Genomic DNA, 14,521 nt, shown 5'->3' with positions numbered 1-14,521 from the left:
GGGCGGGCCCTCGCCGTGTGCTTGTCGTGGCTAGTGCTGTCCGCCGGCCGCGGCCGGTACGTAACGCCGCAGCTCCGCGGCGAGCTCCTCGTGGACCCGCGCCTTGAGCAGGGTGCCCTCCGGGGTGTGCTCCTCGGAGATCACCTCGCCGTCGGCGTGCGTACGCGCGACCAGCTTGCCGTGGGTGTACGGCACCAGCACCTCGATCTCGACCTGGGGCCGGGGCAGCTCCTCGTCGATGACCGCGAGCAGCTCGTCGATGCCCAGCCCGCTGCGCGCCGACACCGCCATGGCGCGCCGCTCCATGCGCAGCAACCGCTGCACCACCAGGGGGTCGGCCAGATCCGCCTTGTTGATCACGACGATCTCGGGCACGTCGACCGCGCCCACATCGCGGATCACCTCACGCACGGCGGCCAGCTGCTCCTCCGGTGCCGGATGCGAGCCGTCCACCACATGGAGGATCAGATCGGCGTCGCCGACCTCCTCCATGGTGGAGCGGAACGCCTCCACCAGGTGGTGCGGCAGATGGCGGACGAATCCGACGGTGTCCGCCAGGGTGTAGAGCCGCCCACTGGGGGTCTCCGCCCGGCGCACAGTCGGGTCCAGGGTGGCGAACAGCGCGTTCTCCACCAGCACGCCCGCACCGGTGAGCCGGTTGAGCAGTGAGGACTTGCCCGCGTTGGTGTATCCGGCGATGGCGACCGAGGGGACCTTGTGGCGCCGGCGCTCCTGCCGCTTGATGTCGCGGCCGGTCTTCATCTCGGCGATCTCACGGCGCATCTTCGCCATCTTCTCGCGGATGCGGCGCCGATCCGTCTCGATCTTGGTCTCACCAGGACCACGAGTGGCCATACCGCCGCCCGCGGATCCGGAACCACCGCCACCCATCTGCCGGGACAGCGACTGACCCCAGCCTCGCAGCCGCGGCAGCATGTACTGCATCTGAGCGAGCGAGACCTGCGCCTTGCCCTCTCGGGACTTGGCGTGCTGGGCGAAGATGTCGAGGATCAGGGCAGTCCGGTCGACCACCTTGACCTTGACGACGTCCTCGAGGTGGATCAGCTGGCCGGGGCTCAGCTCACCGTCGCAGACCACGGTGTCGGCGCCGGATTCCACCACGATGTCGCGCAGTTCCTCGGCCTTACCGGATCCGATGTAGGTGGCGGGGTCCGGCTTGTTGCGCCGCTGGATCACGCCGTCGAGCACCAGGGCGCCGGCCGTCTCGGCGAGCGCGGCGAGCTCCGCCAGGGAGTTCTCCGCGTCCTGCACGGTGCCGGAGGTCCAGACGCCGACCAGCACCACGCGCTCCAGGCGCAGCTGGCGGTACTCGACCTCGGTGACGTCCTCAAGCTCGGTGGACAGCCCCGCCACGCGCCGGAGTGCGGCACGGTCGGAGCGGTCGTACTGGTCGCCGTCACGCTCCTCGTCGATCTCGTGACTCCAGGCGACGTCCTCTTCCATCAGGGCGTCGGCCCGAAGGCTCTCGGCGAGTCGCTGCCGGTCCTGCGGAAGGGAAGAGGAGTGGGTCAAAGGAATCCTTACGTCGTGGAATACCGTCACTGCCGACAACGCGTGAGGAGCCCGTGGGATTCCCCCGCGGGCCGGCCGCGACGCCGACTCATTGATGGTCGCACGCGGCGGCCTGGCCGTCACCCGGGTTTCACCGCCCATGGCACGGTGTAGCCCACCGCATGCCGTCCCGTCCGCGCGCCCGGCAGGGCGGCGCCCTTGGTGCTCTCCCTCGCCGCCGGCTTCCAGTCGGGGTGGCCCGGCATCGGCGGCGTCTTCTTTCCGTAGAGCCACGGCCGGAGGAATCCGCTCAGATCGCGCCCCGCCACCTCGGAGGCCAGGTGGATGAAGTCGGCGGTCGAGGCCACACCGTCGCGATGGCGGAGGATCCATTGGCGTTCCAGCCGTTCGAAGGCGGTCCGGCCGATCCGCTGCCGCAGCGCGTACAGCACCAGCGCGCTGCCGTCGTAGACGACCGGGCGGAAGATGCCGATCTGCTGACCGGGGTCGGCGGGCTTGGGGGCCGCGGGCGGTCCCGCCTCGGCCCGCCAGGCGTCGGACTGCCCGTACGCCTTGCGCATCCGCTGCTTCATGCTCGCCTTACCGTGCTCATCGGCGTACAGGGCCTCGTACCAAGTGGCGTGGCCCTCGTTGAGCCACAGATCGGACCAGCGGCGCGGGCTGACGCTGTCGCCGAACCACTGGTGGGCCAGCTCATGCACCATGATCGACTCGATGTACCACCGCGGCAGGTCCTCGCTGGTGAACAGGTCGCGCTCGAAGAGGGAGAGCGTCTGTGTCTCCAGTTCGAAGCCGGTGGTGGCATGGGCGATCAGCACTCCGTAGTTCTCGAAGGGATAGCGCCCGGCCTTCTTCTCCAGCCAGGCCAGCTGTCCGGGAGTGCGCGCGAGCCACTTCTCCAGCCCTGCGCGGTCCGCCACGGGTACGACGTCGCGCACCGGGAGTCCGTGGGGACCGGTGCGGTGCGGCACGGCGGAGCGGCCGATGGAGATCTGCGCCAGCTCGGTGGCCATGGGGTGGGCGAGGCGGTACGTCCAGGTGGTCCGCGATCCCTTGCGGACACGCTGTCCGGGCAGACCGCCCGCGACGACCGTAAGGCTCTTCGGGGCGGTGATCCGGAAGGTGAAACGGGCCTTGTCGGCGGGATGGTCGTTGCACGGGAAGACCCGGTGGGCGGCGTTGGCCTGGTTGGCCATGACCAGCCCGTCGCCGGTGCGGACCCAGCCGCCGCTCGCGCCGCCCTGCGGATCACTGGTGTGGCGGACGGTGATCCGGAAGCCGGAGCCCCGGGGGACCGGGGCGGACGGGGTGATCACCAGGTCCTCACCGACCGTCACGAACCGGGCCCGCACTCCGTCGACCCGCACCGCGGCCACGACCCCCTGGGTGAAGTCGAGGTTGATGGTGCGCAGGACCTCGGTGGCGCGGGCGTCGATGGTGGTGACGGCGTCGAGCGGGCGGTCCTGACGGTGGTAGTCGAGGGCGATGTCGTACGCCGTGACGTCGTATCCGGGGTTGCCGAGCTGCGGGAAGAGGGGGTCACCGATGCCCAGGGCCTCCGGATGCGTACGGGATACCGGTCCGGCGGCGGAGGAGGGGCCGACCGCGAGGAAGACGGCGGCCATGGCGGCGGCCACCAGCGCGGTCCGGCGGCGCCCGGTGCGCATCAGCGGCCAGGGGCGGCGCCCCGAAGAAAACGTCATGTCCTACCGCTACCAGCGCCCCGGCACCGGCGCAGTCGCTCCCGGCGCCGATCCACCCGAAGGAGTTCAGAAGGCGTGACGCAGCGCCGTGGGCCCGCCTGCGTTCAGGAGCGTGCCGCGGCCATACTGCGGCCCTCGCGCGTCACGTCGTAGACCCCGGGAACGTTGCGCATGGCCCGCATGAGTGTCGGCAGCCGGCTCGCGTCGGGCAGCTGAAGCGTGTAGGTGTGCCGGACCCGCTGCTCACGAGGCGGTTCGACGGCGGCCGCCACCACTTCCGCGCCCTCGGCGGCGATGGCCTCGGTGAGATCCGCGAGCAGATGTGGCCTGCTGAACGCCTCCGCGAAGAGGGTCACGCGATAGTCGCCGCCTCCGTCGCCGTCGTTCCCGTCCGCCCAGCGCACTCCGACGGCCGTACGCCCGGCCGCGGTCATCCGCGCCACTCCGGGGCACTGCTCGCGGTGCACGGTGACGGCCCCGCCACGGACCGCGAAGCCGGTGATCGCGTCGGGCGGCACGGGCGTACAGCAGCGGGCGAGCCTTACGGTCGCGCCGGGCAGGTCGGCGACGATGCCCGCCTCGGGCCGGCCCGCACCAGCGGCGGGGGCAGCCGCCTCGCCGCTCTGGGGAGACTGCCTGCCCGGGGGAGCCTGCCTGCCCGGCGCGTCCTGCGCGGAGAGCCTGGCGGCGGACACCTCCGGCTCCCGGGCCGCCTCCCCGGGCTCGTCCTGGGGCGGCTGCGGCGCCGGATGGGCGGCGAGCCAGCGGTTGATGGCGATGCGGGCGGCCGGGGTGCGGGCGTGGTCGAGCCACTCCGGCGACGGGCCGTGGGAGGCGACGTCCCGGGCGTCGCTCGCCATCAGCAGCTGCAGGGTGTCGCCGTCGCGCAGCACCGTGCTCAGCGTCGCGATCCGGCCGTTGACCCGGGCGCCGATACAGGAGTGCGCGTCCTCGCCGTACAGGGCATAGGCGGCGTCCACGCAGCTCGCGCCCGCGGGCAGGCCGAGCGTCCCGCCGTCGGAGCGGAAGACCGTGATCTCCCGGTCCTGGGCGAGGTCGTCGCGGAGCGAGGTCCAGAAGATGTCCGGGTCGGGGGTGGCGCTCTGCCAGTCGAGCAGCCGGGACAGCCAGCCGGGGCGGGTGGGGTCGGCCCGCTCGCCCTCGGGGGCGTCGGCGCCGTCCGTGGGGGCGTACGGATTGCCGAGGGCGATCACTCCGGCCTCGGCGACCCGGTGCATCTGGTGGGTGCGGATGAGGACTTCGGTGACCTCGCCGTCACGTCCGGCCACGGCCGTGTGCAGCGACTGGTAGAGGTTGAACTTGGGGACCGCGATGAAGTCCTTGAACTCCGAGATCACCGGGGTGAAGCAGGTGTGCAGTTCGCCCAGGACCGCGTAGCAGTCCGCGTCGTCGGTGACGAGCACGAGAAGCCGGCCGAGGTCGGTGCCGGTCAGCTCGCCGCGCTTGAGCCCGACCCGGTAGACGGAGACGGAGTGGCGGGGCCGGACCAGCACTTCGGCGGTGATGCCCGCCTCGTGCAGCACCTTCCGTACGTCCTCCGCGGCGCGGGCCAGCGGGTCGGGGCGCCCGGCGTGGGCCTGGAGCAGCTCGCGGGTGCGGGCGTACTCCTCGGGGTGGAGGATGGCGAAGACCAGGTCCTCCAGCTCGGTCTTGAGCGCCTGCACCCCGAGCCGCTCGGCGAGCGGGATCAGCACATCGCGGGTGACCTTGGCGATGCGGGCCTGTTTCTCGGGGCGCATCACGCCGAGGGTGCGCATGTTGTGCAGCCGGTCGGCGAGTTTGATCGACATCACCCGGACGTCGTTGCCCGTGGCGACGAGCATCTTGCGGAAGGTCTCGGGCTCGGCCGCCGCCCCGTAGTCGACCTTCTCCAACTTGGTGACGCCGTCGACGAGATAGCGGACCTCCTCACCGAACTGCTCCCCCACCTGATCCAGGGTCACATCGGTGTCCTCGACGGTGTCGTGGAGCAGCGAGGCGGTCAATGTCGTGGTCTCGGCGCCCAGTTCGGCGAGGATCAGCGTGACGGCCAGCGGATGGGTGATGTACGGCTCACCGCTCTTGCGCATCTGGCCGCGGTGGGAGGACTCGGCCAGCACATACGCCTTGCGGAGCACGTCCAGATCGGCTCCGGGATGGTGTGCGCGGTGGACCTTGGCCACATGCTCGATCGCGTCCGGAAGCCGGCCCCGGGAGGCCGGTCCCAGCAGTGCCGCCCGGCTGAACCTGCGGAGATTGCGCAGGTCGATGCGGGGGAGGCCGCGCCTGCGGCCGAACGGGGCCTGGTCGGTGGCCTCTGCGCTCATGGGCACCTCCGGCGGCGTCGAGCGTCAACCGGCGTGGGTACTCCCCCGGGGCCGGTGCTTGATGCTATCGAGCCCATCACGCACGGCCGACCGGCTCTCGCCCAGAGTGAAACGGATCACCCATTCGAGGGAAGTGTCAGCCGAGGGCCGTGCCGAGCCAAGCGGGGTCCAGCTCCCCCTCGGCCACGATCACGGCAGGGCCTGTCATCTCCACCGTACCGTCCGGCCGTTCGCTGATCACAAGGCGCCCTCCGGGAACGTCCACGGTGTAGGTGACGGGGTGGCCGGTGACCGCCGGATCGGACCCGTCACGGCGCGCGGTGGCCACCATCACGGCGCAGGCGCCGGTGCCGCAGGAGCGGGTCTCACCGGAGCCACGCTCGTGCACGCGCATCGCGACATGACGCGGGCCGCGGTCGACGACGAATTCGACGTTGGTGCCGTGCGGGTAGGCGGAGGCGGGGTGTACGGCGGGGGCCGCGAGCAGCTCACCGGCCTGGGCGAGGTCGTCGACGAAGGCGACCGCGTGCGGGTTGCCCATGTTCACATTGCGCGCGGACCAGCTGCGCTCACCGACCGTGACCGTTATCTCTCCGTCGGGGCCGGACTCGGGGAGTGCGGCCTCGCCCATCTCCACGGTGATCGGGCCGTCGGTCCCCGCCGCGGCGTCGCCCGGCCGTGCGGCGTCCCCGGTGTCCTTGGCGATGTGGATCCGGCGCACTCCGGCCCGGGTGGCGACCGCGAGATCGCCCACCTCGGCGAGCCCGGCCCGCTGGAGATAGCGGGCGAAGACGCGGACTCCGTTACCGCACATCTCGGCGATGCTGCCGTCGCTGTTGCGGTAGTCCATGAACCACTCGGCCCGGTCGGCCATGTCCCGCGCCTCGGGGTGAGCAGAGGACCGTACGACGCGGATCAGCCCGTCGCCGCCGACACCGGCACGGCGGTCGCAGATCCGGGCGACGGCGGCCGCGGACAGCTCCAGTCGTCCGTCCAGGTCGGGGACGATGACGAAGTCGTTCTCGGTGCCGTGCCCCTTGAGGAAGGACAGCCGGGGTGCGGTGCTCATCCCTCGATCCTACGGGGCGCCGCGCGCACCCGCCCTCCGGCGCCCAGGCCGTCGGCCCCGGGCGGGCCACCGGGGCCCTAGCGGAGGCGGACCACCCGCCAGAAGGTGAGGACGGCCAGCAGGGCCACGATCGCCACGTAGAGCGCGACGAAGCGCCAGTCCGGGCGGCGTCCGGAGCCTCTGGGGGGCAGGCCCGGCCAGGTGTAGCCCACCCGGCGGGCGGCCATCAGACCCCAGCCCGCCGCACAGCAGCTCAGCAGCAGGCCGAGCATGGCCACGACCGCCCCTCCGTCGCCGAACTCGAAGGCGAGCGGGAAGGCGAACATCAGGGAGCCGAGGATGGCGAGGGCGACGATCGGCGCGATCTGCCAGATCCGCAGCCTGCGCGGCGGGCGCAGCTCACGGAAGGACTCCCCGGAGACGGATCCCGCGCCGTCCGCACCGTCGGAGCCGTCCTCGAGGACCGGTGCACCGGGCTCGTGCAGCGCTCCGGTCTCATCGGGGCCGTCCGGGGTCAGGGGCAGGGGCCGCGCGTCTCCGTGCGGCGATTGCTGCGATGCGTCGCGAGGGCCGGCCTCCATCGCCACACGCCCTCCCAACTCCAGACACCACGGCACGATCGGAGCTTGATGATGGCATGCCCGCGGGCGCCCGCATGACGTGCGGAGCGTCCCGATGCCATGACGTGATCAGGCTGTGACCGTCCGTTCAACCAACGCCAGAGCGCTCGCCAGGAGTTCCTCTCGGCGGTCGGCGGCTCCGCTGAGCCAGTGGACCCTGGGATCGCGGCGGAACCAGGAGTCCTGGCGGCGCGCGAACCGCTTGGTGGCGCGCACGGTCTCGGCCTTCGCCTCCGCCTCGGTGCACTTCCCCTCGAGCGCGGCGAGCACTTGCTGATAGCCGAGCGCCCGGGAGGCGGTGCGACCGGAGCGCAGCCCGGCGTCCTCCAGCCGGCGGACCTCCTCGACCAGCCCGGCATCCCACATCCGGTCCACCCGCAGGGCGATCCGCTCGTCCAACTCGGGCCGCTCGACGTCGACGCCGATCTGGAGCGTGTCGTAGACCGCCTCATGCCCCGGCAGATTGGCGGTGAAGGGACGGCCCGTGATCTCGATGACCTCCAGCGCCCGGACCACCCTGCGGCCATTGCTGGGCAGGATGGCGCGCGCCGCCTCGGGGTCGGCGGCCGCGAGCCGGGCGTGCAGGGCCCCGGAGCCCTGCGCCTCCAGTTCGGCCTCGAGCCGGGCCCGGACGGCGGGGTCGGTGCCCGGGAATTCGAGGGCGTCGATGGCCCCGCGGATGTACAGGCCCGAACCGCCGACCAGGACCGGGGTGCGGTCCTCGGCGAGCAGCCGGTCCATCTCCGCACGGGCCAGCCGCTGGTATTCGGCGACGCTCGCGGTCTGGGTGACGTCCCAGATGTCCAGCAGCCGGTGCGGCACCCCCTGCCGCTCGTCCTCCGTCAGCTTGGCGGTGCCGATGTCCATGCCCCGGTACAGCTGCATGGAATCGGCGTTGACGACCTCGCCGTCGAGATGCCGGGCGAGCGCGACGCCCAGATCGGACTTTCCGGCCGCAGTGGGTCCGACGACGGCGATGACTCGCGGCGGGTGGCCTGCAGTATTCACCGGGCCAGTCTTGCAAACCCCCGGGGGCCTCCTCGAATGGGCGAGGTGACGGGACACCGAACGCCGGGTTCGCCGCCTGTTGCGAGGCTCCGAGGACCGGCTCGGGGAGTCGGCCTTCACGCGCGGCGCGAGGAGACGCTCCTAGCAGCACGGGATATCGCCCACACGAGTAGGGTATGGAGTGGATGTGGGCGTTTCCTTCCGGTTTCATCACGTGTCGGAGGAGACGCGCCATCCGTCCAAGGAAGCGCCGCCCGTGCGGGACGCCCGGACCACGGCCGACGCCGTGCCGGCGGACCCCTCGTCCGGGACCGTCGACGGGACTGAGGCCGCGCGGAGCGGGAAGGGGAATCCGGCGGGAGAAGACGCCGGAATCCCCGGGCAGCGGTCCGCGACCGAGGCGGCCGACGGCGAGACCGGTGACAGCGCCCGCGCAGAGGCATTCGACGAGGGAAGGTGGCACATGGGGCTGATGGACAATCTCAAGGCCAAGGCCGGTCAGATGAAGGGCAAGGCCGGCGGCTTCGCGCAGCAGCACGAGGCCAGGATCGAGCGGGGCCTGGAGAAGGCGGCCAAGACGGTCGACACCAGGACCAAGGGCAAGTACAGCGCCAAGATCGAAACTGGCACGGGCAAGGCGAAGGACGCCCTCAACCGCCTCTCGCGCATGGACGACGAGCACAAGCCGACGAGCAAGCGCGACACATAAGGCCGACCAGGCCGAGACGACGCATAGGCAGGCACATAAACAGACGCAGAAGACGGGGGCGGGCGAGGCCGGGCCCGGACCCATCGGCCCTTCCCATACGCGGCCGTGGAGCGCACGCTCCACGGCCGCGAGCGGGCTACGACAACCAGCTCGCCACGAAATACCCCACGCCGTATGGCGCTTGGTCATACCGCAACTCCCCCTTCAGGCGCGCCCCCTCGCCCGCCCCCGCGAGCACCTGTAGCGGCGCGCGGCCCGCCGCCTTGAGCTCGTACGCCAACTCCTCGTCGAGCGCGGCCAGCGCCCCGGTGTCGGCGGCCGCCAGCGCCCGCGCCACCTCGGCGTCGAACGCGGCCGCCCGCTCGTCGAGATAGCCCGGCGCCTTCAGCGTGCGGCATGCGCTGCCGTCGCCCATCACCAGCAGCGCGACCCGCTCCGCCCGTCCGGCGAGCTCCCTTCCGACTTCAATACACCGCTCGCCCGCGAGAGGTTCCCCCACGCCCAGCCCCTCGACGGCCACCGCCGGGTCCCACCCCGCGTGCTCCAGCAGCCAGGCGCCGACCGCCAGCGAAGACGGCAGCGAGGGCGACGGCCCGCGCTCGGCGGCATCGTCGCCGGACGCCTCGTCCGTCACCGGCGCGCCGAGCCGCACATCCAGCTCCACGCCGAAGCCACGGAACGACCCGGCCGCGCCCTGGACGTGAGGACCGCGCCGGGCGGGCTCGGCGGGCCCCACCACGATCAGGCGCTCCGGGCGCGCCGCCGCGAGGGCGCGGATGGCCCCGGCGCATGCGGCACGCAGCCCGTCCAGCTCGGGAGCGGCTCCGGCGGCGACCTCGGGCACCAGCAGTGGCGGACACGGGCACACGGCGGCGGCGATCAGCATGAACGCCAGCCTAACCGGCGGGTTCGGGCCGGGGCGCCGAGTCCCACAGCAGCTCGGCGACCCGGAAGCGGTAGCAGAAGTTGCCCGTCGCGCCCTCCACGACCATCAGGAAGACATCGCCGTCCCGGTACACCAGCGTGCGCTGCGGACTGCTCGGATGCCTCGGCTGGTACCGCAGCACCCGCTCCCGCAGCGCCTCCATCGCCTCCTCACGGGTGCCCCGGAAGTGCCCCAGCGGAGTGACCGCGTGGTTCCTGGCCCCGGGCCCCATGATCTGTAGGTAGTCCTCCATGAGCAGGCCCCACCATGTGATCACGCCGTCCCCCGCCCCCCGTCGTCCCTCATCGGAATACGATCCGCCGCGCGTCGGCGCCGACCGGTACCGCGGCCGTCAGCGTCCGACCGGTGCCGCGGCCGCCGGCGCCGACCGTACCGTCCCCGCCGGCGCCGACCGTGAGCCCTCAGTCGCAGCCACAGCCCGCGGCGGGTGCGGCCGGCAGCGGCGGCGGGGCGCCGACCGTGGGCAGGCCCAGCATCACACCCGCGGGCTTCTGCTCCTGCGGTGCGTTCCGCCGCTCCCAGGCGTCACCGGCACGGGTGCGCCGCACGCCCCGGACCGGCCCCTCGGCCAGCAGATGGTGCGGTGCGGCGTAGGTGATGTCGACGGTGACGACATCACCGGGGCGCACCGGCTCCTCGGGCCGTGCGAAGTGCACCAGGCGGTTGTCGGGGGCGCGGCCGGACAGCCGCCGCGTGGCGTCGTCCTTACGGCCCTCGCCCTCGGCGACCAGCACCTCCAGCGTCCGGCCGACCTGCTTCTTGTTCTCCTCCCAGGAGATCTCCTCCTGGAGGGCGACCAGCCGCTCATAGCGCTGCTGGACGACCGCCTTGGGCACCTGCCCGGCCATCTCGGCGGCGGGCGTCCCGGGCCGCTTGGAGTACTGGAAGGTGAACGCCTGGGCGAACCGCGCCTCGCGCACCACGTGCAGCGTCTGCTCGAAGTCCTCCTCCGTCTCACCGGGGAAGCCGACGATGATGTCGGTCGAGATGGCGGCGTCCGGCAGCGCGGCGCGCACCTTCTCGATGATGCCGAGGTAGCGCTCCTGCCGGTACGAGCGGCGCATCGCCTTGAGCACGGCGTCCGAGCCGGACTGCAGCGGCATGTGGAGCTGCGGCATCACGTTCTTTGTCTCCGCCATGGCGGCGATGACGTCGTCGGTGAAGTCGCGCGGATGCGGCGAGGTGAACCGGACCCGCTCCAGGCCCTCCACGGTCCCGCAGGCGCGCAGCAGCTTGCTGAACGCCTCGCGGTCACCGATGTCGGAGCCGTACGCGTTCACGTTCTGGCCGAGCAGGGTGATCTCGGTGACGCCCTCGGCGACCAGGGCCTCCACCTCGGCGAGGATGTCGCCCGGACGGCGGTCCTTCTCCTTGCCGCGCAGCGCCGGGACGATGCAGAAGGTGCAGGTGTTGTTGCAGCCGACGGAGATGGAGACCCACGCGGCGTACGCGGACTCGCGCCGCGTCGGAAGGGTTGAGGGGAAGGCTTCCAGGGACTCGGCGATCTCGACCTGGGCTTCCTCCTGGACCCGGGCGCGCTCCAGCAGCACCGGCAGGCTGCCGATGTTGTGAGTACCGAAGACCACGTCGACCCAGGGGGCCTTCTTGACGATGGTGTCGCGGTCCTTCTGGGCCAGGCAGCCGCCGACGGCGATCTGCATGCCCGGCCGCCGCGCCTTGATCGGTGCGAGCCGGCCGAGATTGCCGTACAGGCGGTTGTCGGCGTTCTCCCGCACCGCGCAGGTGTTGAAGACGACGATGTCGGCCTCGCCCTCGCCGGATCCCTCGGGCGCGCGGACATAGCCCGCGTCTTCCAGAAGACCCGAGAGCCGCTCGGAGTCGTGGACGTTCATCTGGCACCCGTAGGTGCGCACCTCGTAAGTCTTCGCACTCATCTCAATCGACCAGGGTACGTGCTCGACTCCCCGCCCTGCCCCTCCGTTCCGGCGAGAGACGGCGAGAGAACAGCCGGAGACGGCGGGAGAACGGCCGGAGACGGCCCGCGGACCGCGCATCCCCGGGATCCGCCGATCGCCCCTCCCCTCCCGGAAGCGGGGCTGGCAGGATCCTCGCCATGGCCGTCACCCTTCCGCGCCTGGACCGGCGCCGTGCCCTACAGTCCGCCGCCGCGGGCCTCGTCGCCCTCGGGCTGCTGCTGTGGTGGCTGCTGGCGACGGGCGGAGGGCCCTCGCCCAGCGGCCGGGTGACCTTCGCGACGGGGGTCTCCACCGGCGTCTACGACACCTACGGCCGGATGCTCAAGCGGGACCTCGCCCGCGACCTCCCCGATGTCGACGTACGCCTGGAGCAGACCAGAGGCTCCCCCGACAACGTCGAGCGGCTGGCCCGGGGCGAGGCCACCTTCGCCATCGCCGCCACCGACGCCGTCGCCGCCTACCAGGGCAAGGGGGCGGGGCGGCTGCGCGCCTGCGCGCGGCTGTACGACGACTACATGCAGCTGGTCGTGCCGAGAGGCTCGTCCGTGCGGTCGGCCCGCGATCTGAAGCATCTGCGGGTGGGTGTGGGCGACGACGGCTCGGGCGTACAGCTGATCACCCGGGCGCTGATCAAGGCCGCCGGGCTCGACTTCGACCGGGACATCCGGGCGGAACGGGTCGGTATCGACACCATGCCGAAGATGCTGCGGCAGGGGAAGCTCGACGCCTTCTTCTGGTCGGGCGGGCTGCCGACCAGCGCGGTGCGCACCCTGGCCCGCGCCTATCCGATCCGGCTCGTCCAGCTCGGCGATCTCACCGGGCCGCTGTACCGGCAGGGCGGGGTGACGCGCTACTACCGGGCGGCCACCGTGCCCGCCGACGCGTACGAGGAGATACGCGAGCCGGAGGCCGTCAAGACGATCGCGGTACCGAACATCCTGGTCACCACGGACCGGGTGGACCCCGACCTGGCGGAGGGTGTCACCCGCACGGTGATAGAGAACCGGGACCGCATCGGGGCGAAGGTGCACGCCGCACAGAAGGTGGACCTGCGGACGGCCGTCTTCACCGATCCGCTCGCCCTCCACAAGGGCGCGGCGCGCTATTACCGCTCGGTCAAGCCGTAACCCGGCCACGGTCGAGCGATAACCCGGTTACGTCCTTACGGTCTTCGCGGCCCCGGCGTCACGTCCTTACGGTCTTCGCGTCCTCACCGGGTCCGGTGCGCGGGAGGGTGATGGTCACGCGCAGACCGCGGGGTTCGTTGGGCGCGTAGTCGATCGCGCCGCCGCCCGCCGCGAGCAGCGCACGGGTGATGGACAGGCCCAGGCCCGAGCCCGAGACGTTCTGGTGGCGGCTGCTGCGCCAGAAGCGGTCGCCGATCCGGGCAAGTTCGTCCTCGGTGAGCCCGGGGCCTCCGTCGGCGACGACGATCGCGACGGTGTCGCCGTCCACCCGCGCCGAGACCTCCACATGCGCCCCCTCGGGCGTGAACTTCAGGGCGTTGTCGACGACGGCGTCCAGCGCGCTGGACAGGGCCACCGGGTCGGCCCAGCCGGTGATGGCCGCGGGGCCGGTGTAGGCGAGCCCGACCTCCTCCCGTTCGGCCACCGGAAGCCAGGCGTCCACCCGGTCGGCAGCCAGCTCCGCGATGTCGGTGAGCCGCAGATCCGCGGCGGAGTGCTCGGCCAGGGCGAGGTCGAGCAGGTCGTCCAGGACGCTGGCCAGGCGTTTGCCCTCCGCGCGCACCGAGGCGATCTCCTCATGGCCGTCCGGCAGTTCCAGCGCCAGCAGTTCGATGCGCAGCAGCAGCGCGGAGAGCGGATTGCGCAGCTGGTGGGAGGCGTCGGCGACGAACGCCCGCTGCTGTTCCAGGACTTGTTCGACATTGTCGGCCATCTCGTTGAACGAGCGCGCCAGCCGGCGCAGCTCCGGGGGGCCCGAGGCGGCCGCGACACGGGATTGCATCCGCCCGGTCGCGATGTCGTGGGTGGCGGAGTCCAGGACCCGTACGGGCCGCAGCACCCAGCCGGTGAGCCGGAAGGCGGCCCCCACGGCCAGCAGCATCGCGGCGCATTCGCCCGCGCCGATGACCAGCCAGCCGTGCAGGGTCCGCGACCGCATCTGGCCGGTGGGCGAGTCGGTGACGACGACGGCCACCACGTCCCCGTCCCGGACGACGGGGGAGGCGACGGTGAGCCTGCCCTGCTCCCAGGGCCACACCTGGGGCGGATCGTGGCTACGGCGCCCGGCGAGGGCCTCGTCGAACGCCTGGTCGCCCTCGCCCGTGCCGGGCACCCGCCACCCCTCGGGCGCCTCCGCCATGGGCGGTGCGTGCCGGTCCCGGTAGAAGACGCCGGCCCGGATGCCGTACAGGTCGTGGTAGCGCTTGAGCTCGGCGCGCAGGGTGTCCAGCCGCTCGTCCCCCTCGTCTCCCTCGCCCCCTTCATCCCCCTTATGTCCCTCGGCGCCGGTCGTCTCCGACGGCCCGGCGGTCACGAACTGGGCGAGGGCGGCGAAGCGCGCGGTGTCGTCGATCCGGTCGACGACCACGCGCTGCTGTTCCCGGGCGGCCAGGCTCCCGGCGAGCGGGAAGCCGAGCGCGAGCAGCACGCCCGCCATGAGGACGATGAGGAGCGGGAGGAGCCGGGTGCGCACCGAGTGGGCCC

At 72.2% G+C, this 14,521-nt stretch carries 12 protein-coding genes; 2 read left to right on the top strand and 10 right to left on the bottom strand.

Translation table 11 applies throughout. From position 1 onward, the window contains the following. Positions 1-30: 30 nt before the first annotated feature. The 6 genes from hflX to miaA form a co-directional block, all read right to left on the bottom strand. Positions 31-1,533: a GTPase HflX gene (gene hflX, locus N6H00_RS29220; protein WP_268974811.1), complete on the bottom strand. Its 1,503-nt coding sequence runs from the start codon at positions 1,531-1,533 to the stop codon at positions 31-33. Between the two features lie 119 nt (positions 1,534-1,652). After that, positions 1,653-3,236: a M1 family metallopeptidase gene (locus N6H00_RS29215; protein ID WP_268974810.1), complete on the bottom strand. Its 1,584-nt coding sequence runs from the start codon at positions 3,234-3,236 to the stop codon at positions 1,653-1,655. 104 nt (positions 3,237-3,340) lie between these two features. Next, positions 3,341-5,563, bottom strand: a complete 2,223-nt coding sequence (locus tag N6H00_RS29210) for a RelA/SpoT family protein (protein ID WP_268974809.1) — start codon at positions 5,561-5,563, stop codon at positions 3,341-3,343. A gap of 136 nt (positions 5,564-5,699) precedes the next feature. Continuing rightward, positions 5,700-6,632, bottom strand: coding sequence for a diaminopimelate epimerase (gene dapF / locus N6H00_RS29205; protein ID WP_268974808.1), 933 nt, complete (start codon positions 6,630-6,632; stop codon positions 5,700-5,702). 77 nt (positions 6,633-6,709) lie between these two features. Beyond that, a complete protein-coding gene (locus N6H00_RS29200; protein ID WP_268974807.1) occupies positions 6,710-7,213 on the bottom strand; it encodes a hypothetical protein in 504 nt (167 codons plus the stop codon). 108 nt (positions 7,214-7,321) lie between these two features. After that, positions 7,322-8,260, bottom strand: coding sequence for a tRNA (adenosine(37)-N6)-dimethylallyltransferase MiaA (gene miaA, locus N6H00_RS29195; RefSeq protein ID WP_268974806.1), 939 nt, complete (start codon positions 8,258-8,260; stop codon positions 7,322-7,324). Between the two features lie 463 nt (positions 8,261-8,723). Here miaA and N6H00_RS29190 point away from each other — a divergent pair, with 463 nt between their 5' ends. Next, positions 8,724-8,969: an antitoxin gene (locus N6H00_RS29190; protein ID WP_268977150.1), complete on the top strand. Its 246-nt coding sequence runs from the start codon at positions 8,724-8,726 to the stop codon at positions 8,967-8,969. A 136-nt stretch (positions 8,970-9,105) separates the two neighbouring features. On the opposite strand, the gene N6H00_RS29185 is transcribed toward N6H00_RS29190, so the two are convergent. The 3 genes from N6H00_RS29185 to miaB all read right to left on the bottom strand — a co-directional run bounded on the left by N6H00_RS29185 (position 9,106) and on the right by miaB (position 11,810). Then, the gene (locus N6H00_RS29185) at positions 9,106-9,855 is read right to left on the bottom strand and encodes a class III extradiol dioxygenase subunit B-like domain-containing protein (RefSeq protein ID WP_268974805.1); all 750 of its coding nucleotides are present in this window, start codon (positions 9,853-9,855) and stop codon (positions 9,106-9,108) included. A gap of 10 nt (positions 9,856-9,865) precedes the next feature. Continuing rightward, a complete protein-coding gene (locus tag N6H00_RS29180) occupies positions 9,866-10,171 on the bottom strand; it encodes a hypothetical protein (RefSeq protein ID WP_268974804.1) in 306 nt (101 codons plus the stop codon). A gap of 145 nt (positions 10,172-10,316) precedes the next feature. Further along, the gene (miaB, locus tag N6H00_RS29175; protein WP_268974803.1) at positions 10,317-11,810 is read right to left on the bottom strand and encodes a tRNA (N6-isopentenyl adenosine(37)-C2)-methylthiotransferase MiaB; all 1,494 of its coding nucleotides are present in this window, start codon (positions 11,808-11,810) and stop codon (positions 10,317-10,319) included. A gap of 179 nt (positions 11,811-11,989) precedes the next feature. Between miaB and N6H00_RS29170 the strand changes: the two genes are divergently transcribed. Next, positions 11,990-12,979 carry a TAXI family TRAP transporter solute-binding subunit gene (locus N6H00_RS29170; RefSeq protein ID WP_268974802.1) on the top strand — a complete coding sequence of 330 codons (990 nt, stop codon included), beginning with the start codon at positions 11,990-11,992 and terminating at the stop codon, positions 12,977-12,979. Between the two features lie 58 nt (positions 12,980-13,037). On the opposite strand, the gene N6H00_RS29165 is transcribed toward N6H00_RS29170, so the two are convergent. After that, positions 13,038-14,510, bottom strand: a complete 1,473-nt coding sequence (locus N6H00_RS29165) for a sensor histidine kinase (RefSeq protein ID WP_268974801.1) — start codon at positions 14,508-14,510, stop codon at positions 13,038-13,040. Positions 14,511-14,521 lie beyond the last annotated feature (11 nt).

It is taken from the genome of Streptomyces sp. S465 (assembly GCF_026898115.1).
Lineage (GTDB): Bacteria > Actinomycetota > Actinomycetes > Streptomycetales > Streptomycetaceae > Streptomyces > Streptomyces luomodiensis.
This window is presented reverse-complemented; position numbering and strand designations above follow the sequence as displayed.

Excerpts from the sequence above, each read along its gene's own strand:
- N6H00_RS29215 (WP_268974810.1), bottom strand. The coding sequence starts at position 3,236 with ATGACGTTTTCTTCGGGGCGCCGCCCCTGGCCGCTGATGCGCACCGGG.
- N6H00_RS29210 (WP_268974809.1), bottom strand. The coding sequence starts at position 5,563 with ATGAGCGCAGAGGCCACCGACCAGGCCCCGTTCGGCCGCAGGCGCGGC.
- dapF (WP_268974808.1), bottom strand. The coding sequence starts at position 6,632 with ATGAGCACCGCACCCCGGCTGTCCTTCCTCAAGGGGCACGGCACCGAG.
- N6H00_RS29200 (WP_268974807.1), bottom strand. The coding sequence starts at position 7,213 with ATGGAGGCCGGCCCTCGCGACGCATCGCAGCAATCGCCGCACGGAGAC.
- N6H00_RS29190 (WP_268977150.1), top strand. The coding sequence starts at position 8,724 with ATGGGGCTGATGGACAATCTCAAGGCCAAGGCCGGTCAGATGAAGGGC.
- N6H00_RS29185 (WP_268974805.1), bottom strand. The coding sequence starts at position 9,855 with ATGCTGATCGCCGCCGCCGTGTGCCCGTGTCCGCCACTGCTGGTGCCC.
- miaB (WP_268974803.1), bottom strand. The coding sequence starts at position 11,810 with ATGAGTGCGAAGACTTACGAGGTGCGCACCTACGGGTGCCAGATGAAC.
- N6H00_RS29170 (WP_268974802.1), top strand. The coding sequence starts at position 11,990 with ATGGCCGTCACCCTTCCGCGCCTGGACCGGCGCCGTGCCCTACAGTCC.